Annotated in this window: 16 protein-coding genes; 6 read left to right on the top strand and 10 right to left on the bottom strand. The window is 45.6% G+C overall.

Annotated features, from left to right (window positions below):
* Window positions 1-70 precede the first annotated feature (70 nt).
* Complete coding sequence (locus AC5W2J_RS04205) at window positions 71-643, bottom strand: thioredoxin family protein (protein WP_496058241.1); 573 nt, start codon at window positions 641-643, stop codon at window positions 71-73.
* 20 nt (window positions 644-663) lie between these two features.
* On the bottom strand, window positions 664-1,416 hold the full coding sequence (locus AC5W2J_RS04200; protein WP_496058240.1) for a sugar phosphate isomerase/epimerase family protein: 753 nt from the start codon (window positions 1,414-1,416) through the stop codon (window positions 664-666).
* Between the two features lie 251 nt (window positions 1,417-1,667).
* Here AC5W2J_RS04200 and mobV point away from each other — a divergent pair, with 251 nt between their 5' ends.
* Window positions 1,668-2,882 (top strand): MobV family relaxase, encoded by a 1,215-nt coding sequence (gene mobV, locus AC5W2J_RS04195; protein ID WP_496058239.1) that lies wholly within the window; start codon window positions 1,668-1,670, stop codon window positions 2,880-2,882.
* 45 nt (window positions 2,883-2,927) lie between these two features.
* Here mobV and bglA read toward each other — a convergent pair whose 3' ends face one another.
* A complete protein-coding gene (gene bglA, locus AC5W2J_RS04190; protein ID WP_496058238.1) occupies window positions 2,928-4,367 on the bottom strand; it encodes a 6-phospho-beta-glucosidase BglA in 1,440 nt (479 codons plus the stop codon).
* A 13-nt stretch (window positions 4,368-4,380) separates the two neighbouring features.
* Complete coding sequence (locus AC5W2J_RS04185) at window positions 4,381-6,288, bottom strand: beta-glucoside-specific PTS transporter subunit IIABC (protein WP_496058237.1); 1,908 nt, start codon at window positions 6,286-6,288, stop codon at window positions 4,381-4,383.
* 174 nt (window positions 6,289-6,462) lie between these two features.
* Here AC5W2J_RS04185 and AC5W2J_RS04180 point away from each other — a divergent pair, with 174 nt between their 5' ends.
* Window positions 6,463-7,173 (top strand): GntR family transcriptional regulator, encoded by a 711-nt coding sequence (locus tag AC5W2J_RS04180; protein WP_496058236.1) that lies wholly within the window; start codon window positions 6,463-6,465, stop codon window positions 7,171-7,173.
* Window positions 7,174-7,225: 52 nt separating this feature from the next.
* Here AC5W2J_RS04180 and AC5W2J_RS04175 read toward each other — a convergent pair whose 3' ends face one another.
* From AC5W2J_RS04175 to AC5W2J_RS04165, 3 genes are all read right to left on the bottom strand, one after another.
* The gene (locus AC5W2J_RS04175; RefSeq protein WP_496058235.1) at window positions 7,226-8,215 is read right to left on the bottom strand and encodes a class F sortase; all 990 of its coding nucleotides are present in this window, start codon (window positions 8,213-8,215) and stop codon (window positions 7,226-7,228) included.
* A gap of 141 nt (window positions 8,216-8,356) precedes the next feature.
* Window positions 8,357-9,811 (bottom strand): N-acetylglucosamine-specific PTS transporter subunit IIBC, encoded by a 1,455-nt coding sequence (gene nagE / locus AC5W2J_RS04170; protein ID WP_496058234.1) that lies wholly within the window; start codon window positions 9,809-9,811, stop codon window positions 8,357-8,359.
* A 39-nt stretch (window positions 9,812-9,850) separates the two neighbouring features.
* Entirely contained in the window at window positions 9,851-11,989 is a 2,139-nt protein-coding gene (locus AC5W2J_RS04165) for a glycoside hydrolase family 3 protein (protein WP_496058233.1), read from the bottom strand.
* Between the two features lie 188 nt (window positions 11,990-12,177).
* Here AC5W2J_RS04165 and AC5W2J_RS04160 point away from each other — a divergent pair, with 188 nt between their 5' ends.
* The 4 genes from AC5W2J_RS04160 (at window position 12,178) to AC5W2J_RS04145 (ending at window position 15,828) form a co-directional block, all read left to right on the top strand.
* Window positions 12,178-13,125, top strand: coding sequence for a bile acid:sodium symporter family protein (locus tag AC5W2J_RS04160; protein ID WP_496058232.1), 948 nt, complete (start codon window positions 12,178-12,180; stop codon window positions 13,123-13,125).
* A 224-nt stretch (window positions 13,126-13,349) separates the two neighbouring features.
* A complete protein-coding gene (locus AC5W2J_RS04155) occupies window positions 13,350-13,808 on the top strand; it encodes an Hsp20 family protein (protein WP_496058231.1) in 459 nt (152 codons plus the stop codon).
* 219 nt (window positions 13,809-14,027) lie between these two features.
* Entirely contained in the window at window positions 14,028-15,326 is a 1,299-nt protein-coding gene (cypC, locus tag AC5W2J_RS04150; protein WP_496058230.1) for a CYP152 family fatty-acid peroxygenase CypC, read from the top strand.
* Between the two features lie 124 nt (window positions 15,327-15,450).
* On the top strand, window positions 15,451-15,828 hold the full coding sequence (locus AC5W2J_RS04145; RefSeq protein ID WP_496058229.1) for a DUF2512 family protein: 378 nt from the start codon (window positions 15,451-15,453) through the stop codon (window positions 15,826-15,828).
* 298 nt (window positions 15,829-16,126) lie between these two features.
* Here AC5W2J_RS04145 and AC5W2J_RS04140 read toward each other — a convergent pair whose 3' ends face one another.
* From AC5W2J_RS04140 to AC5W2J_RS04130, 3 genes are all read right to left on the bottom strand, one after another.
* Window positions 16,127-17,266 (bottom strand): zinc-dependent alcohol dehydrogenase, encoded by a 1,140-nt coding sequence (locus tag AC5W2J_RS04140; protein WP_496058228.1) that lies wholly within the window; start codon window positions 17,264-17,266, stop codon window positions 16,127-16,129.
* A 320-nt stretch (window positions 17,267-17,586) separates the two neighbouring features.
* Entirely contained in the window at window positions 17,587-18,357 is a 771-nt protein-coding gene (locus AC5W2J_RS04135) for an alpha/beta fold hydrolase (protein WP_496058227.1), read from the bottom strand.
* Window positions 18,358-18,372: 15 nt separating this feature from the next.
* Window positions 18,373-19,458 (bottom strand): alpha/beta hydrolase, encoded by a 1,086-nt coding sequence (locus tag AC5W2J_RS04130; protein ID WP_496058226.1) that lies wholly within the window; start codon window positions 19,456-19,458, stop codon window positions 18,373-18,375.
* Between the last annotated feature and the right edge of the window lie 737 nt (window positions 19,459-20,195).

The raw sequence follows: 20,195 nt of genomic DNA, 5'->3' as shown, positions 1-20,195 counted from the left end.
TCCTTTCTTATATAACTAAATTATATAAGAACAAACGTTCGATGTAAAGCGAACAGCTTTGACATGCTGCCTATGTCTGCGATAAAAGATTGGTTATTTCATAAACAACGAGTTTTTGATAATCAAAATCTTCTCCGTACCGTGCCTGCACTCCTTCGTAAGCCTTTTTTCGTTCGGCCGGGAAGGCTGCATCTGATTCTGTTAACTGCATCGCCTTAAAGGCAGCCATCGGCTCCTGAATAAAAGCAGGTCTTGGCCCCCATGTGAAATGAACGTCTCCGGACATGTTGGAGAGAATAACTTTAGGAACCGATGCGCCTCCGTGCGTACGGAACGCATCTATAAAGGCAGGATGGTCTTCCTGGATAAACACTTCAGTGGGAATAGCCGCCTGCTTCATTACTTCGGTTATGACCGGAAAATTCCGGTGCACGTCACCGCACCAATCCGAGGCAATAATCGAACAGTGCAGGTCTGACCTGGTGCGTATGAAGCTTAATACTTCCTGAGAATGATCCACCCAGGTAAATCCGTCCTGCCACTCCTTCATTTTTTCCTGATATTCCGGTTTCATCTGTGATACAAAAGCATCAACAGTGATTCCTTTCCCAATCATATCTGCAACGTTCTGCTTTGTAGGCATGTTATATCCCCCTAGTTGTATTAAACTGATAAATGCTGTAAATACTGCATACTCTCTTTTACGCTCTGGATAGGCTGCTGCCGTGATTCATCCTGTTCCACAATCTGCCAGTCCGCCCCGTTTTGTTCCGCTTTCTTCACAATGGCTTCTATATCCATACGCCCGGTTCCAAGCTCTGCAAAAAATGCCTCATCGTCCCGGGTCATGTCTTTTAGATGCACGAGCGGCATCCGCTCCCTGCAGCGTTCCATCCATTCAAGCGGATCTTCATTGGCTTTTTGTACCCAATATGTATCCAGTTCGATCATAACGAGGGACGGATCCGTATGCTCGAGAATTACCGCAAGCGGCTGTTCTCCTTCCAGCTTCTGCAGTTCAAAGTCATGGTTGTGGTAGGAAAACGTAATGTTTTCTTCCCGGCAGGCTTCACCGATGCGGTTGAATGTAGCTGCTAATTCTTTGTACTGCTGAATGCTCCGGCGTCGTTCCGGCTCCAGATAGGGGCAGACGATGTGCCGGCAGCCAAGTGCATGGGCAAATTCAATATGGTAGGAAATATTATTCTCCAGTTCTTCGAGTGGTATATGCAGAGAAGCTGTCTTCAGCTGGATTTGTTTTAAAAACACATGAAGCACCTCTGCAGACATTCCACCTGTATCCCCTGCCAGTTCAATTCCCTCATATCCCATTCGGGAAACTTGATGCAGCGTGCCTTCGAAGTCTTCTTTGCATTCATTTCGCAGCGTATACAGCTGCAGTGCTGTTTTTGTCACTATAATCCCTCTTTCATTAGTAGTGTGATGGATATAGTTTACCATTTTTGAGTATTTAATCGATTGTTTATATTTTATATAATAATTTGGTACGTGAAATTATTTAAGTTGTCATTGCTTCAGGCCTTACATAAAGCAGACTTTTATGCTTTTAAAATTTCCCCCATCTTTCCCAACTCCTCTTCTTCTTCCAAAATATGCTACAATTATTGGTATACATAACGTTCCTGCCAGAAGGGAGAAGATTCAGCATGAGTTACCCGGTGCTTCATCTGCAGAAAGTAAAAGGGTCCGAGTTAAAAGAGATCCAGGCTCATATTCAACGTGAAAAAGAGAAACTTCCCGGTGATGGTATTGACCGCCGCCGCACGGTACTTAATTACGATTTGATCAACGACCAGCCTTTTGATTACAAAAAAGTTATTAACAAAATTATCGACCAGCGCTACACCGGCCAAAAGGTGATTCGAAAAGAAGCTGTTAAACTGTGTCATCTGACGGTTATCAATGATGCCTCTTTTTTTGAAAACCTGTCTCCTGAAGAAGAAGCCCGCTTTTTTGATACCAGTTTACTATTTTTTAAAGAACGGCATGGCCTGGAAAACATCATGTATGCGGCCGTACATAAAGATGAAAGTGCCCCTCACCTGCATATTGGCTTTATTCCGTTCCTGGAGAACGGGCAGCTTTCCGCCAAAGACTTTTTTGGGCAGAATAAAGATTTATACATGCTGCAATCCGAATTTCATACATTTTTAAAGCAGCATAATTTTGAGTTGGATCGGCCGGATCCAAAGATTGAAGAGCTCCACCTGGAAGCGTACGAACGCGATCTATTGATTCTCCGTGAAGAAGTAAACCGGCTGGAACACCGGTTGAATGAAGGCGAAGATTTTCTTGGCGAGTTTGAAAAATTGACGGGAGCAGTAAAAGAAAAAAGTGCCATCCAGCTCTCCGAGAGATTTAAAACAAAGTCCGTCATCGAATTACCTAAGGATGACTACAAACATCTTTATACACTCGCTCTTCATTCCTACACCCGAAGCCGGGATGCGGGCACCTATAAGCAGAAATACGAGCAGACGCTGTCTGAATTAAATGAAGCGCGTATCCGTCTGCGCGAAATCAAACAAACGAAAGACCAGGCGCTTGCCTACGGGAAAGTGTTAACCAGTGAATCCGACCTGCTCCGTGACACGCTGCTGCATTTTAAGGAGATGTTCTCGGACTCCTACGAGCACCTGGACTGGGCGATTGGTCATGCGAAAGCCTCCGCCCACTTATCTAGTAAAACGAAAGAAGTGCCTATTGATTTTTACAACAGCGAAGATGCTGAAGAGCTTGAAGGAGCCAGAGACTTTTTCGAGCAGGGCAAACAGTCTCTGACCCGCCAGGAAAAACTCCATTTCCAGCGTTTATTTCCGGAAGACGTTCCGCTTGATGACCAGAACTATCCAAAATCATAAAAAAGAAGGAAGGCTCTCCGTATAGGAAGCCTTCCTTCTTTATATTTACAACTGCCCGCCGTTTGTTTCAATCACTTTTTTGTACCAGTCGAATGACTCTTTTTTCGAACGCTTCATCGATCCGTTGCCTTGGTTATCACGATCTACGTGAATCATGCCGTAGCGTTTTTTCATTTCCCCGGTCGTAAAGGACACAATATCAATGATCCCCCATGGGGTATATCCCAACAGCTCGACGCCGTCGTATTCAACAGCTTTCTCGAGCGCTTCAATATGCGACTTTAAATATTCAATCCGCTGCGTGTCATGTATCGTGCCATCTTCTTGTACAGTATCGACCGCACCGAAGCCGTTTTCAACGATGAACAATGGGATCTGGTATCTGTCATACAGCCTGTTAAGCGTGTAGCGCAGACCGGTTGGATCAATCGCCCAGCCCCAGTCGCTCGACTTGATATACGGGTTTTCCACTCCGTTTGCCAGGCCGCCGTTTACGATATTGCCCCTTGTACTGTTCTGTGCCCCGCTTTTAACGGTAGTCGACATATAATAGCTGAAGCCTAAATAGTCGACGGTCCCATTTTTTAAAATCTCTTCGTCTCCATCTTCGAAAGGAATGGCATACCCTTCTCTCTCAAATTCTTTTAATGCGTACCTCGGATAGCTGCCGCGGATATGCACATCCGGAAAGAAATAACGCTGTCTCATCGACTCCTCTGCCAGCATCACGTCTTCCGGATTGGAGGAATATGGGTAAATCGGTACATGGGAGACCATGGCTCCAATTTCAAAAGCTGGATTTATTTCTTTACCTTTTGTTACAGCAAGAGCGCTTGCTATCAGCTCATGATGCCCCGTCTGATACATAATTTCTTTAGCGTTTTCGTCTTCTTTTACAATAACGCCGGAGTTCGTCCATAAAAATAACGGGTTATCCACGTCCATTTTGTTATTAATTTCATTAAATGTCATCCAATATTTCACTTTATCTTTGTAACGGTTGAAGCATACTTCCGCAAACCGAACAAAGAAATCGACCACTTTTCTGCTGCGGAATCCGCCGTATTCCCGGGCCAGGTGGAGCGGCATTTCAAAATGGGACAGTGTAATCACCGGCTCTATGCCGTGTTTGATTAATTCATCCAGTACATTATCGTAAAACTGCAGGCCTTCTTCGTTCGGTGCCTCTTCGTCCCCGTTTGGAAAAATCCGGCTCCAGCCAATTGAAGTGCGGAGGCATTTCAGTCCCATTTCTCCAAATAATGCAATGTCTTCTTTATAGTTACTGTAAAAATCAATCGCTTCATGATTGGGATAAAATTTATCCGCTTCCACTGTTGCTGTGATTTCCCGCGCCACCCCGTGGGCTCCCGCTGTCATTACGTCGACAACGCTCGGGCCTTTACCGCTCTGGTCCCAGCCTCCTTCAAATTGATGGGCGGCAAGCGCGCCGCCCCATAGAAAATCTTTTGGCATTGTTGACATGTAAATGTCCTCCTTATTTTATAACCGTGAATAATTCCTGATCGAGCGTGCTATCTGAGGCGTCTTTGAAAATAATCTCTTCATAATCGCCGGAATTGGTAACAATGATAGGTGTTATCGTATCCAGACCTTCCGATTCAATCGACTGTTTGTCAAATTCAAGCAGTACGTCTCCCTTTTTAAAGGTACTGCCGTCTTCAATCTTCAGCGTAAACGGCCTGCCCTGCAGATTCACTGTCTCCAGTCCTACATGGATGAGGAGCTCCACGCCTGCTTGAGAGCGCAGGCCGATAGCATGTTTTGTAGGAGCGGCCATTACGATGGTGCCGTCAAAAGGAGCATATACTTTATTCCCGGACGGCCGGATAGCAAGTCCACTTCCCATTGCCCCGGAGCTGAATACTTCATCGGGTACCTGAGAAAGCGGAATCACGTTTCCTGCGAATGGCGCACGAACGATTTCTTCATTACTGACAGTATCTTCAGCCGCAGCTACCTGTGCACTGCTGCCCTGCTCGTTGATCAGCGTATTGTTTCCTGCCTGCTTAGCCGTATCTTCGCCGAAACCAAGCAGCTGAATCAAAATAATCGGAAGAATTACGGCAATACCGACTCCCAGCAGAATACCCCAAATTGACATCGGATATTCCGGATCGATCCCGTTTACAATCGTAAGTGGTCCGGGAAGCCCCGCATAAGCGAAATAATAGGGGTTAAAGAAGCTTGCTGCGATTGCTCCGACAGCGCCGGAGATGCAGCCATAAATAAATGGCTTTTTAAATCGCAGGGTGATGCCGTAAATCGCCGGCTCGGTAATACCGAATATACCGGTTATACCTGCAGACGTTCCTACTTTTTTAATTTCCTGTGATCTTGTTTTAATAATAACACCGAGGACTGCGCCGACCTGTGCCATCACGGCAATGGTCTGGTAAGCCTGGAACGAATCCCGTCCATACAGCTCGTAGTTAGCCAGTACCATTGGTGTAATACCCCAGTGAACCCCGAAGATAACAAGTACCTGCCAGAAGGCGCCGATAATTGCGCCGGCCAGTGCCGGTGCATACTCTGCAAGGAAGTTGTAGCCGTTGGCAATCCCGTTGGCACCCAGTGTTGTAATCGGCCCGATTAATACGATCGTCAACGGTACCATAACGATCAGGCATAACAATGGAACAAACAGTGGACGAATTACTTCGTTCATCCGCTTATTTAAAAACCGTTCCAGATAAGACAATATCCACACCAGAAATAATGGCGGAAGTACAGATGATGTATACACGGTTTCCGAAAGCGGCAGTCCGACAAACGTAGTCTGTGCTCCTTCTGATATTTCAGCGGCCATAGCTGCCCAGTCCGGACTGACCAACGCCGCGCAGGCGGCCACCGCTATATACATATTTGTTTTAAAATGCTTGGAGGCTGTAATGGCAATGAATATAGGCAGAAACGTAAAAGGTGCCCACGATATAAAGCTGAATACTTGATAGGTGCCGGTATTGGCAAATGAGTCCGAGAATAAATTAATGAGTATCAGCATGCCCTGCAGAATACCTGCCGCTGCCAGAATGTAGATAAATGGTGCAAATACAGCTGACATCGTAGCAATAACCCGGTTGACGACCGTTCCTTTGCTCGCCTGGGGTTCATCTGATTCGTCGACCTTTACAAGAGAGGTAAATTCATCATGTACTTCTCCAACGTGCTGGCCGATCACGACCTGAAACTGGCCGCTGTTCTCCACCACCGTAATAACGCCGGGCATCGAAGATACCAGCTGCTTGGCGTCCGGTTTGGACCGCTTCAGTACAATTCGCAGCCTTGTCGCACATCTTGCCACACTGAGAACGTTTTCTTCCCCTCCTACTGCTTCCAATATATCTTTCGCCAGCTTTGGATAATCTCTTACTTTTTCCGCCACATTCCATCCTCCTTCAATTGTTATGCGTTTACATTTTATATTGTACCGTAACAATTAAATAAATACCATATAAATTTTTAATGTATTAACAATTAAATTAAACAGTTTTCAGCATAATTATGGTAGAATTGGAACACAGATAAACGCTAAATTAGACGATAATGAGGAATGTCCATGTTAAAATACCAGCAGATCGCAGAAGAAATTGAAAAAGAAATAGAGGAGAAAGATTTACAGCAGGGAGATAAACTGCCCGTACTTGATGCGTTTATGGCTCAGTTTGAAGTGAGCAAAAGTACGATAACAAAGGCACTGGATCTTCTCGAGAAAAAGGGAATTGTCTATCAGGTACGCGGAAGCGGCATTTTTGTACGGAGGCATAAGCGCAGAGGTTATATCGGCCTTCTTTCCAATCAGGGATTTAAAAAAGAGCTGGATGGTTTTCAAATCACATCGGAAGTGCTTGCTCTTGATATCCGACAGCCGACAGCCGAGGCCGCCCGTAATCTGGCAGTCGATCCCGCCGAGAGCGTGTATTATGTAAAGCGGGTCCGCTACATTAACGGGCAGACGCTCTGCATCGAGGAGTCCTACTATAATAAATCTGTTGTGTCCTATTTAAACAATGAGATTGTTTCTGAATCAATTTTCAACTATATAAGTGAAGCGCTCGGATTAAACATCGGTTTTTCTGATTTGTATTTTAATGTCGGTAAAATCAGCGAAGAAGAAGCAGAACTGCTTCTTCTTCCCGCCGCTTCTCCCGGACTGTTCGTGGAACAGATTTTTCATTTGACGAACGGGCAGCCGTTTGACTTCTCAAAAATCACCTACAATTACGAGCAGTCCCAGTTTTTTATCCAGGCAAATAACTACTTTCTATAAAAAGACAAAACAAACCCCTGCACTGAGCGGATCTCATGCAGGGGCTTGTTTTCTATTCTGCTGTTTCAGATGGCTCGGACTCCTGTCCGAATATGTCTACTGTGGTGACGTAATACCGGCTTCCTGCCAGGTCAGGTGAACTGAAGCTTTTTCTTTCATGAACCGCGATGCTTTCTATATGCCGGTTCTCTCCCTCTCCATTCTTTTCATACACCCGGTAGCCGGCCACGTTCTCATCGCGCACGGCATGAAACGACAGCTGACTGCCGGAAAGGACAACATTGTCCGGTGCTTCGGGAGAATCGCCATTTTCTATTTTCTGGACGTCTTCCTCCTGAAGCTCCGTATATATAACCAGGCGTTCATCGTGCGTTCCCTCGGCCTGGTCAAACGTGCCGGTACACGTAATCAGGTTCAAACTGCGGGTAGTGGACGGCCCGAAGATTTCTTCAATCGGCGCCTCGGTTCTGTCATAGCTGACAGAGCGCGTCACTTCAAACATCAGCACTTCTCCCTCTTCATCTGTCACTTCAATCTCATCGCCTGCTTCCAGCTTCTCCAGGTCATAAAAAACGGCAGGTCCGGTTCTGCTGTCGACATGTCCGGCCATTACCGCATTGCCTTTTTCACCGGGTTTTGCTCCCGGTTCGAACCAGGCCACACCATCTTCGGTAGACGGCACGCCCATCTGCCCGTTATCAAGGACGCCCTGCGGCTCCAGCTCGGTCTCCACATCAATGGAAGGAATCGACAGACCCGCCGGGCTGGATTGTTCTGCTTCTTCTTTCAAAGCCATCTCGGCTTCTGCTTCATTCAGCAGAACAAATTCTTCCTCTACTGCTTCCAGGGATTCCCCCATATCTTCTCCGGCAGGTTCTGGACTCTGCGGCGTATCTGCAGGGACGGCTTCTTCATTTGCTGAGCCGGACGCAAACACCTGAAATCCTGAATACCCGGCAGTTCCTGCAAATAGCAGCATCGCCAGCAGAATCAGAATACTGCTTTTTTTTCGTGCTTTCTTGTTTTGTTCCATGCGTGTCATAAGCTGACCCCCACCTTATTTTATCCATTTAAAGCATGTGCTTTGTTTGTTACTAAGCTAACGGAAAAAAAAAGCCCATGGATCACTTTATACGTAAATTTCATTAAAAAAACCAGCCTCTTCGGGAGGCCGGTTGACATGCTACTCTTTGTTTACCTGCTTTCGGACTTCCTGTTCAACAAACTGGACGCTTGTTCCGACAATCACCTGAATATTGTGCTTGCCTACAATATTCGTTCCCGGTACGCCGGTTTGTTTAATTCGTGCCTCATCGACTTTGTCCATATCATTTACTTCCAGGCGGAGCCTCGTTGCGCAGCTGTCGATGGCTGCTATGTTAGCCGCACCTCCCAGGCCTTCAATAATTCCTGCGGCCTGAACAGCGGTGGCATCGTCCTGGTCGATACGTGAATCAGTCATACCGCCGGCAGGTGCCACGGCCGGGTCTTCTTCCCGTCCCGGCGTTAAGAGATCCAATTTCACAATCAGATAGCGGAACAAAGTGTAATACACAATGGCGAAAAAGAGTCCCTGTACGAGCAGCATATACGGCTGGCTCGCAAGCGGCATGGCAAAGGCAAGCATGTAATCGACCAGGCCGGCGCTGAAGCCAAAGCCTGCGATCCACTCAAAGTTGGCTGCTATAAATAAGGAAAGCCCGGTTAACGCAGCATGCACTACATATAACAGCGGCGCTAAAAACATGAATGAAAATTCAAGCGGCTCGGTTACCCCTGTGAAAAAAGAGGCAAAACCTGTCGCTAAAAGCAGGGAGGCGGCTGTTTTGCGCTGTGTCGTTTTAGCTGTATGGTACATGGCAAGGGCGGCTGCCGGCAGTCCAAACATCATAATCGGATAAAAGCCGGCCATGTAGCGTCCGGTAATACCCGGCTCACCTTCACTGCTCCAATAGTTACCAAAGTCATTAATGCCGGCAAGATCAAACCAAAAAACCTGATTAAGCGCATGGTGAAGCCCGGTGGGAATCAAAAGACGGTTAAAAAATCCATACAGCCCCGCACCAACGGAGCCCATATCACTTAAGGTCGTACCAAAAACAACAAGTCCGTTGTACACGACCGGCCAAATGAAGAAAAAGATAGCTGCCAGTACTACTGATGCCGCCGCTGTCACAATCGGCACCAATCGCTTGCCGCTGAAAAAGGCGAGCGCATCAGGAAGCTTTACTTGACTGTAGCGGTTGTACAAAGCCGCCGCTACCAACCCGGTAATAATCCCAATAAATACATTTTCCGTTGCTTCATAGGCCAGCGGCACTTCTTCTACAGGCACACCCGTGAGTCCTGCTACTGAATCGACATTCAAAAGCTGTGTGACGACAAGAAAGCCGACTAGACCGCTCAGGGCTGCTGCCCCGTCTTTGTCACGTGACATGCCGATAGCGACACCAATGGCAAACAAGATTGCAATATGATCAATAATTGAAAGACCCGCGTTTAATAAAAATAAGCCTGCCACATTGCCTTCGTCAAAACCAATGATCCAGTTGCCGACGCCAGAGAGCACAGCCGCTGCCGGAAGTACAGCAACGGGCAGCATCAACGACCGCCCGATATTTTGTACATATTTCATCATACATACTACCCCCTATTATTTACTTAATAGTGTACTGCCTTATTCCGGCTTTTCTGTATTAAACGTAAGGCCATGGCCGGCTGGATACAGCACCGTACCGTCTGCCGCCGGTATGCTTACCGGAAGCGTTCCCTGCGGCGCCACTTCCCCGAACAGCACCCGGCCCGTCGCAGCAAAGCTTGCATCCTGGAAGCCGTACTGGGCCACGTAGGCATCTGCTTTCTCATAGGCGGATAGATCATATGGGTTACGGACGCCCACTCCAACCACCGGGATGTCATACGTGCTGATGATCTGATTAAACAGCATCATGTTAGGATTATCGTCTGCCCTGTCTTCTGAAGTGGCAGTCATTGAACCGATAATCAGCACGTCGGATTGCTCGATTTTTGCTGCATCCCCGCTGCTTAGCGTGTCCTGATCCGGCTCCAGTGCTATATGGTGGGTTGTTCCTGCACGGCTGTTGATTTCATCTGCAAGCGGCGAGCCTGTCTGTGTTTTAGCAACTACTTCTTCGTCTACAGCGCCGTCGTAAGAAGAATCAATAACCGTTATCACCTGTTCGTTGTCTGCATCAAGCGGAAGCACATCCCTATCGTTTTTCACTACAGTGATTGACTGGTCTGCTATGTTCTTCTCTATAAGCTGATGATCCTCTGACCCTACGGTCTCATTTGCCTGCTTCTTCAGCACGCTGCGATCTGCAGGAGATTCCTGGGCAAAAACGCCGCGGTTCATTTTGAGAAGCAGTATTCTTTTGACCGCTTCATCGATTCGTTCCTGTTTAATGGCACCTGTTTCCACGGCTTCGATAACGCCGTCATATACGTCCGGAAGACCGACCGGCATCAGCACGATATCTGTTCCCGCATTAATAGTGCGGACGGCAGCATCCACCGGTTCAAAATGGGTATCGATTGCTTCCATGTTCATCGCGTCCGTCATTACTACCCCTTCAAATCCCATGTCCTCACGCATCAGCCCGGTCAGTACTTTTTCAGACAACGTGGCCGGCAGGGCAATATCCGAGCCATCCTCCCGGGAGGAGACGAGCGTATCATCTATATTAGGAAACGTGACGTGGGCTGTCATGATCGCATCCATTCCCTCTTCCTGAGCCGCCAGGAAAGGGACAAGCTCCACATCAAACAGCCGGTCCCGGTCATGCGGCACTTCCGGGAGGCCGATGTGAGAGTCTACATTCGTATCGCCATGGCCCGGAAAGTGCTTTGCAATCGCTGCAGTCCCATGCTCCTGCAGACCCTCCGTGTAGGCATTACCGAGCTCTCCTACACGAACCGGATCTTCCCCGAACGAGCGGACACCGATCACCGGATTGTCCGGGTTATTATTCACATCCATCACAGGCGCCAGATTCATATTAATGCCAAGTGCCTCCAACTCTGCGCCAATGACGCTTCCCGCCTGTCTGGCCAGCTCGTCTGAATCAGAAGCACCTATCGCCATATTGCCGGGCAGGTCGGTTCCTTCCTGAAGACGGGTGACGATGCCCCCTTCCTGATCAATCGTTACGAGCATGCCGAACTTATCGGCTGTTTCCTTATAATCCTGCACCAGGTCCACCGTCTGTTCAGTTGTTTCCACATTTTCAAAAAATAAAATCGTGCCTCCCAGGTGATGGTCCTGTACTTCTTTTTTAATTTCGTCATTTATTGCCGTCACATTTTCTCCGTCCCATGTCCGGTAGTCCGGCATCATCATCTGGCCTATCTTTTCTTCAAGCGTCATTTCCTCCAGCGCTCTGTCGATCATTGCGTAGCCATTTCCTTCAGCGGGTTCCAAAGACGCTCCCTCTTTGTCTACATGTAAAGTAATAGAATCTGTATTTGTTCCGTCTGAGACAGTAAGATCCGTTTTTCCGGATTTTTTCAGTGCAAGGCTGCCCTGTTTATCCACTTTTGCTACGGAAGGATTGGAAGAGCGCCACTTGATGCCGTCTGTTACTTCTGCATAGCCGCCTCCCGAAGTATATCGAAGTACCGTTAAAGCATGATCTTCCTCGATACCTTGTAAGGAGTCTTGTTCTAAGTACGGAACATTTTCCAGAAGAAATAAGTCTCCCTCCTTCTGGGTCGGTTTTTCCGCCTGCACGGATGCCGGCATCCATAAATGACCTATTAATAATACAGCCAGTCCCATTTGCACAGAATATTTCATAGGCAGTCCTCCTCCATTTCAGTCTCTCATATTTTATCAAAATAAATGTCAGTTCATGCTTATATAGTAGTCTATACCAATTTAATTGTAAAGGTTTTTTTGTATACCTCCGGCTTCTTTTTACAGGATTCCTCCTTTGTTTTTCCAGTTTTATCCGGTAAAATAGAAATCGCTTACATACTGCTGTAATGAAAAGAAAGGACGTTACGATGGCTTCTCTTCCCAGACTGCTTTCAGCTCACCTGCCGATATTAATTGTTCTTACTGCTGTCCTGACCTACTTTTCCCCTTACTACATTATTACTTATTCCTGGATACCCGGGCTTTTGCTGGGGATTGTTATTTACTTCACCGGCTTATCGATGGACAGCAGCAGCTTCCGGGCCATGCGGTTCAAAAAGCGGGAAATAATAATTGCGGCTTTATTAAAATGGTCGCTTACCGCGGGCATTTCCATGATTCTTGCCTATGCTTTTTTCTCCAGCGAACCGCAGATCGCCGCCGGCATTATCCTCTCAGGCACTGTTCCGAGTGCCACGGCGGCCGCTCTATATACGTTTTTAGCCGGAGGCAGCACTTCTTTAGTCGTTATCTCTTCTCTTCTGGATACCGCTATTAGTCCGCTGGCCGTTATCATTGCTATGGTCGGCATTGAAGGAAGCCAGGTATCGATTTCTTTTTGGAGTCTGCTCCAATCTTTCCTGTTTATCGTCGTGATCCCGCTTCTGCTTGGCCTGCTTACCCAGCGGATATTTTCCGAGGCGGCCGCTTATTCCAAACCATTAACCCGGATCGGGTCCTCTTTGTCCCTTCTGCTGATTGTTCATCTGCTTACAGGTGAAGGAGCAGAAGCGGTACGGAGCTACCTGCCTGTTATGCCGCTTCTCACCATCATTGTTTTTATTCAGGTTACAGCCCCAATGGCCCTCGCCTACATCGCCGCCAAAAAACTCCGCTTGTCTGAAGCAGACGCCAGAGCGGTGCTCTTTCATGTCGGGCTCTGTAACACAGCGCTGGCCGCTATTCTTGCGTTTGAATTTATCGGTGATATAGGAGCCATCCCACCTATTATTAATATGATTTTTAATTTATCGATCGGCTCTGCTGTTTCCAGCCGGTTTAAACATATTTCCTGAGATTTTGTTATTCTGCCATTATTTTACTTAAAATAATGTTTTATTTCTTTTTAATCAGGGGATTATAAAGTACAGTCGTTTTTTTAAACAAAGCTGAACCGCAAAAATTAAATAACCGACAGCAATGGTTTAGACTATAGAGCTAAACATAAGTCGAAAAGTGAAGAGCCCCGCTCTTTCTTTTCGGCTTTTTTTATTTTTATATTAATAAAGGAGAGATGAAAATGACTAATTTACTACCCAGAACGAAAAAAGAGAGCCAAAAAGAAGGGGTATCCTCTACGGATATACCGAGCGTCTTCCGCGCCCAGCCTTTCAGGGAAAATCTGGAGGATGACTGGACGGCAAGCTACGGCCTTCCACAGATAGATATTTGGGAAGCCAGCCAGGTGTATGTGCTGGAAGCAGAGCTGCCGGGTTTTCATAAAGACCATATCAGCATTGAGTATGAAAATGGCTATATTACCATGCGGGGCGAAAAGACGATGCCGACGTTAAAAGAGGGAAACCGAAAGTATATCCGAAAAGAACGCTCGTTTGACACATTTCTGCGGAGTTTTTATATTGGCCAGGTAGAAGAAGAAAAAATCAATGTACGGTTTCAAAAAAACATTCTATCTATACAGGTTCCTAAATTAAACAGCAAAAGCCAATTTACTTTTAAACGGATTAAAGTGGAATAAATAACACATCAGAGCAGCTGCTGATTGAAAATAGGAATAAAACCGAAGTTCAGACGTTTACTATTAAAGAATTAAGGTAAAACAAATAGTAAGACTATTTTATTGAACCCTATACGTCAGCACTCACCGGACAGCAGAGCCGGTGCAAAAGCCAGAACAAAGACTTTGTCTTATTCTGGCTTTTTTTATGGTATACCAATTTTGGAGAGGGGTCCTGCATTGAAAAAAAATAAGAGCATTCCCAGAGAAAAAGGATTGGACAATACTCGCGACCTGATTAAAGAAGGATTTCATTACTTACCTTCCCGCAGAAAGAAGCTTAATTCCGACCTGTTTGAAACACGTCTTATGGGACAGAAAGTGGTTTGTATGGCAGGCGAGGAAGCAGCCAGAATTTTTTATGATAACGACAAATTTAAACGTAAAGGCGCTATGCCAAAGCCGTTAAAGGTGTCCTTATTAGGAGAAAACGGCGTACACGAACAGGACGGCGAAATGCATAAACAACGAAAAAGAATGTTTCTATCGATGATGACACCGGACCGGGTCGAGGAAATGAAAAACATTGCGCTTCGTACTCTCGATGACCAGGCGGGTATGTGGGAACACAAAACCAGAGTTACCTTATTTTCAGAAGTGCAGGAGATATTAACAAAGGCCGGCTGTGAATGGGCCGGCGTTCCTCTTTATGAACAAGAAGTTCGGCAGCGGACAGAAGAGCTGGTGGAAATGATAGATTCATTCGATGGGTCAGTCAAACGAGCGGCTAAAGGAAAAAAGGCCCGGGATCGTAATGAAGAATGGCTCATGGCTATTATACGAAACATTCGTTCCGGGAAATACTCCCCGGCGCCCAATACACCGGCTTACATTATTGCCCATCACCGCGAGCCTGACGGAAAACATTTGAAAACCCACACCGCGGCAGTCGAACTAAACAATTGTTTCCGTCCGCTTGTCGCCACCGCTAACTTTATTGTGTTTGGACTGCTTGCCCTTTATGAACATCCGGAGGTACAGCAGAAAGTAAAAGAAAACAAGAACAATTACAATCATATGTTTTCCCAGGAGGTCCGCCGGTATTATCCATTCGCTCCTGCTATGGGTGCAAAAGTGAAGCAAAACTTTATTTGGAACGACTACCGTTTCAAAAAGAACATGCTCGTTATTCTGGATATATATGGGACAAACCGCCATCCCGACTTATGGGAACATCCGGACGACTTTCTACCGGAACGGTTTGAAAATTGGAAAGGCAGTCCTTTTGCTTTTATTCCGCAGGGAGGCGGCGATCATCATACAGGTCATCGCTGTGCCGGGGAGTGGCTGACCGTTATCGTAATGCAGGCGTTCTTTGATTATTTCTCCAACCAGCTTACGTATGATGTACCTGATCAGGATTTATCATACGATATGACCCGCATGCCGCCCTTTCCTCAAAGCGGCTTTGTCGCAGCCGGTGTAAAGAAACAACCTAAAACGAAAGCCGCCGCGTTTTCCGCTTCCCTTACCCACTAATTTCATTGTGTAACACTGTGACGTAATTGGCTGGATATAAGGCCTGCCATAAGTCGAAACCATTAGACAAGATGTCTTTTCGTTTCGGCTTTTTCTTTTTTAATAAAAAAATGGAGGCGATACAATGGAACATGTAAAAGCATTAGCCTTAAAAGGAGCCGCTACGCTGTTTGTCCTGTTTTTAGTGTTAACGATTATTTACAGCATGTCTTTTTTCTATGTGATTGGTTTTGCTATTATTCTAGGCGCCGTGTCCTACCCTCTTGGCGATCTGTTTGTTCTCCCTAAAAAGGGGAATATGACCGCCCTGCTGCTTGATGGGGTGCTCACTTTTGCTGTTGTGTTTTTTGGCTTATTAATTTTTTCCGGTTCTGTTTCTACCATAGCAATGGCTGCCCTGCTCGTTACCGTTGGAATGTCGGTCGTTGAATATTTTTTTCATCTATATCTTGCTACTCATGTTCTACCTGCCAATAACGCAGTAACCATTGACCGTAAATAAAGTAAAAAAAAGAAACCCGGGGTGTCCGGGTTTCTTTATCAGCTTGTCGAGAAACTGTTCCGTTTTATATATCCATACATTATCTCGAATACTTTAAAAGTCTTTTGTGAAAAAAAGAAGAAAAATAAACAGGGGTGACTCCTGCAGAACAGCCATAGGAGAAGATAAAGAGGCGTTTTCCCCTCTTTAGCTGAGGCATGGCCTGCGGAAAGCACCCCTGTAAAGGTTTTGTATAAAAACACCTATATTTTGTCTTTTTCAACAGCCTGAAAAAGAAACCCGGGGTACCCGGGTTTCTTTATGGCTTCAATACTACTTTTATGCAGTTCTCTTTCTTTTCATCAAATATGTTATAGGCATGTTCCGCTTCATCCAACGGCAGCGTATGCGTAATAATATCTGTAGGATCAAATACGTTATCCTTTACCATTTGATACAGCTCCGGCATATAATGAATTACCGGCGCCTGGCCGGCTTTCACCGTGACATTTCTGGTGAATATAGAATGCAGGGGATAAGCATTGGCCGGAGAGCCATAAACACCGGTAAGGTGAATGGTACCGAATTTTTTTACACAATCCGACGCCATAATAATAGGATCGATCGTACCCACCTGGCCTCCTAATGTTTTTACCCGGTCTTTAATCGTCATATCCCCATCCATTCCTACGCAGTCAATAACAACTTCTGCGCCGCCTTTTGTTATTTCATACAGATGGCCGCTCATGTCTTTATATTCTTTAAAATTGAATACTTCTACGTTGTTGGTTTTTTTAGCGTGTTCGAGACGATAGCCCACATGGTCGACGGCGATCACACGGGAAGCTCCTTTATACCAGGCAAACTTCTGCACCATCAGTCCTATCGGTCCGCAGCCAAGTACAATAACCGTGTCTCCTACTTTTACGTTGCTGTTTTCCACGCTCCAGTAAGCGGTAGGAACAACGTCGGATAAAAATAATACACTTTCATCTTCTAATTCACTGTCTTCCGGCACAACAAAAGAGGAAAAGTCTGCATAAGGTACTCGCAGAAATTCAGCCTGCCCGCCTGGATAGTCGCCGAACATCTTTGAAAAGCCTAAATATCCGCCGGTATTTTTGTCGAGGTTATGAGGATTGGAATTATCACACTGGCTTTCCATTTGATGACTGCAGAAAAAGCATTCTCCACAGCTTACATTGAAAGGCACAACGACTCTGTCGCCTTTTTTCACTTTTTTAACCTCTGCTCCCACCTCTTCGACAATCCCCATTGGTTCGTGGCCGATAATATAATCGTTCTGCAAAGGAATGGTGCCATGATACATATGAAGATCCGACCCGCAGATGGCTGTTGACGTGATTCGCACGATCATGTCTGTATTTTTTTCGATGGAAGGAGCCTCTACTTCTTTTACCAATACTTTCCCTTTTCCTTGATTCGTTAATGCTTTCATCTTATTCCCCTCTCTTCCCTTTCGTATTTTATTCATTTATCCTCTTGTGCTCTTTTTTCGCCGTACATAGACTGTTCAGCTGCGCCATAATTGTTAAGTAAAAAAATATTTAAACAACGCTGTCAATAACAAAACCGTTCTCAAAGGGTCTCCTGCGTTCTATAAACTTTTATAGTAAAAAAGCCGAAAAAAGATATTTTATCTTTTTTCGGCTTTCCATCAGCTCCATCGGTCTGCAGATTCCTGTCTGTATATAGAAATGTAGTATTCAGTTACCCGATCTCCCCTGTCTGCAAAACATATTTCGTATTATAATTTTATTAATTATTTAAGCGGGTCTTTATTTGACGGATAGCTCCGTTTGTTTCAGCGGCATGTTTTGTAGGCAGCTGATGCTTGCCTCCTTTAATACAGATAACAGACAGTAGAGGAACCCTTTCCCGGAAATCTTTTACATACTTGCGGGTCAGCACATCTCCACTTCCATAGAGAACAAACACGGGACAGGTGAGGCTTTTCAGCTGCTCTCTGGCATCATACGTTCTTCCGTTTTGATACATTTGTTTTAATATCGCAGCATCGCTGTTTTTTATGTTGGCTGAAATTCTTTTCTGCTGGGCTTTCTTTTTTGTGTGGGAAAAAGACAATCCTTTCCCTAGTACACTGAGCAGGCCGCCCCCGGCCCCCCAGATGCCCAGCTTGAATTTCACAGCCAGAAGCAGTGTGTTTACGACGGGAAACGTATTAACAAGCAGAAGAGCCTTTACTTTTTCAGGATTCTGCACCGCTGTAATCTGGGCGGGTGTGCCTCCAAGTGAATAACCGCACAAAATAACCTTTTCATCCAGATGATCGATCAGCGCTGCTGTGTCCTCCGCCCAGTCTTCCATTGTATATGTTGTGCGTCCGCCGCTTTCGCTTTTTCCATTTCCTCTCGGGTCAAAGGTGACAACACTGAAATCCGTTTCCAGTTCTGCCTGCTGTTCAAATACTACCGCGCCCAGGCCGGGGGGCGGTAGGAGCAGTAAAATCGGACCGGTTCCCTTTTTTTCATAATACAGCTTCGCATCTTTGGTTTTGAAATAAGGCATATCATCATCCTTTGCTTATTGATTGGATAATACTTCATTAAAATATGTCGAGAGTTCCATGATAGCGTTATACGACTGGGGATAAACCCCAAGCTTTCTTACAAACGCGTGATCCATTCCCTTGTATTCTATATGACGGACCGGCACGCCGTTTTCTATCAGTTGGGACGAAAACTGTTCACCCTGCAGCCGGAGAAAGTCGAATTCGGCCGTTGTCATAAAAATTGGAGGAAGTCCTTCCTTATTTTCCTTTAATAAAGGCGAAACAAGCGGTATAAGAACGTCTTCCAAATTCTCCAGATACAGCGTCTGGATAAAATACAGCGATTCTTTCATTGCTGTTAGTTCTTTACGGATCAATTCTTCGTCATTTGCCATATTATAGTGGCTGATATCCCATGAATTTCTTGAAACATCGGATAGATCAACCAGCGGGCAGAACAAGCCAATAAAGCGGACAGTCCAACTTTCCTTTTGACTTAACTGATGAACCCCTATGGCGAGATTACCTCCTACGCTGTCACCAACCAGGCCGATCTGCTGCGGATTTATCTGAAATTTCTCTGAAAAATCGTATACATATCGAAGTGTTTCCAAACAGTCATACAACCCGTTCTGATAAGGGTGCTCAGGCGCAAGCCGGTACTCTACGGAGATTACTACGGTGTTGGAAGTTTCAGCTAAAATCTTGCAGAGATTATCAATTACCTGTTCATCCCGGTCAAAAAAGCCGCCTCCGTGGTAGTAAAGGAGAGCTGGTTTGATGGTTTTTGTTCGGTTATACACCTTTAATTTTAATGTACGGTCTTCCAGGTACAAATATTCTGTCTCTGTCTTAATACTCTCGCTCAAATCTTTATTATCTATTACTTTCTGGCTGCGGATCTCCTCCAGGTCTTTGATCTCCATCGGCCGGCGCTCGGCAGGGCTTGTCTGTTCCAGAAATTCCTTTACCCGTGGATCAAGTCCCTGCGTGTGTTCCTCGAAAGGAATACCTTTTTGCAATGTATTTATCCTGCCTTTTTTTATATACGTCCCGTTACTGGATAGTCTTTCCACCATTTGATCATGCGTAAATGCGGCGCGTTCCTTTCCTCTCATTCGTTCCGTTCCTTCTTTCTGTTTATTTTTCTGCCGGCTGTTGTATCGGCACTATGTAACGTCAACATAGTTATATAGTACTTTCTTTTTATTCTTCTATTATTGCATAAGGAATTGTACTTCTGTTACTATCTTTCCCTTCTCTCTTTTTTTCGTAACATAAAGATTACCATTATTTTTCTAACCAATTTTGTATTCATTTTTACTTTTTCTTGTATTTATGTTTATTTTGATGTAAAAGCAGGTATCCATATAAGAGCAGGTGTATATATAACGTACACGTGTCCTAATGAATGATTATCCACCCACCCTTCCGACATACTTATAACCGCCGGCAGCAGTGAGTCAAATATAAAGTTGACCATAAGCCGAAAAGAAGCCCTGCTTCTTTTCGGCCTTTTTTCGTACACAGAGGAGGCGCAGTTCATATGGTCTGCTTAAACTGCTTTTATACACGAGGCAACATCCCGGCCGGTTCGTATGATCTTAGGCCTGCAATGTGAAACAGGTTTTGTGGCATCGCGAAAATCCATTTTTATAGGAAAAAACATTTTGAAGGAGTGCATCAAACCATGACAACAGATAGATACCCATCCCGCCACCAGGCCGAGGCGTCCATTACGGAGCGCAAGGACCCTGTGGCGTATAGAAATCCCGACTTTTCCGACGGCCCGCTCACGAAAGCCGACGAAGCGTTTTACGATGAAAACGGCTACCTGCTGTTTGAAAACCTGTTT

The organism is Sinobaca sp. SA16-1 (assembly GCF_059510515.1).
The sequence above is the reverse complement of the archived record's forward strand: the minus strand, read 5'-3'. Positions and strand labels throughout refer to the sequence as shown.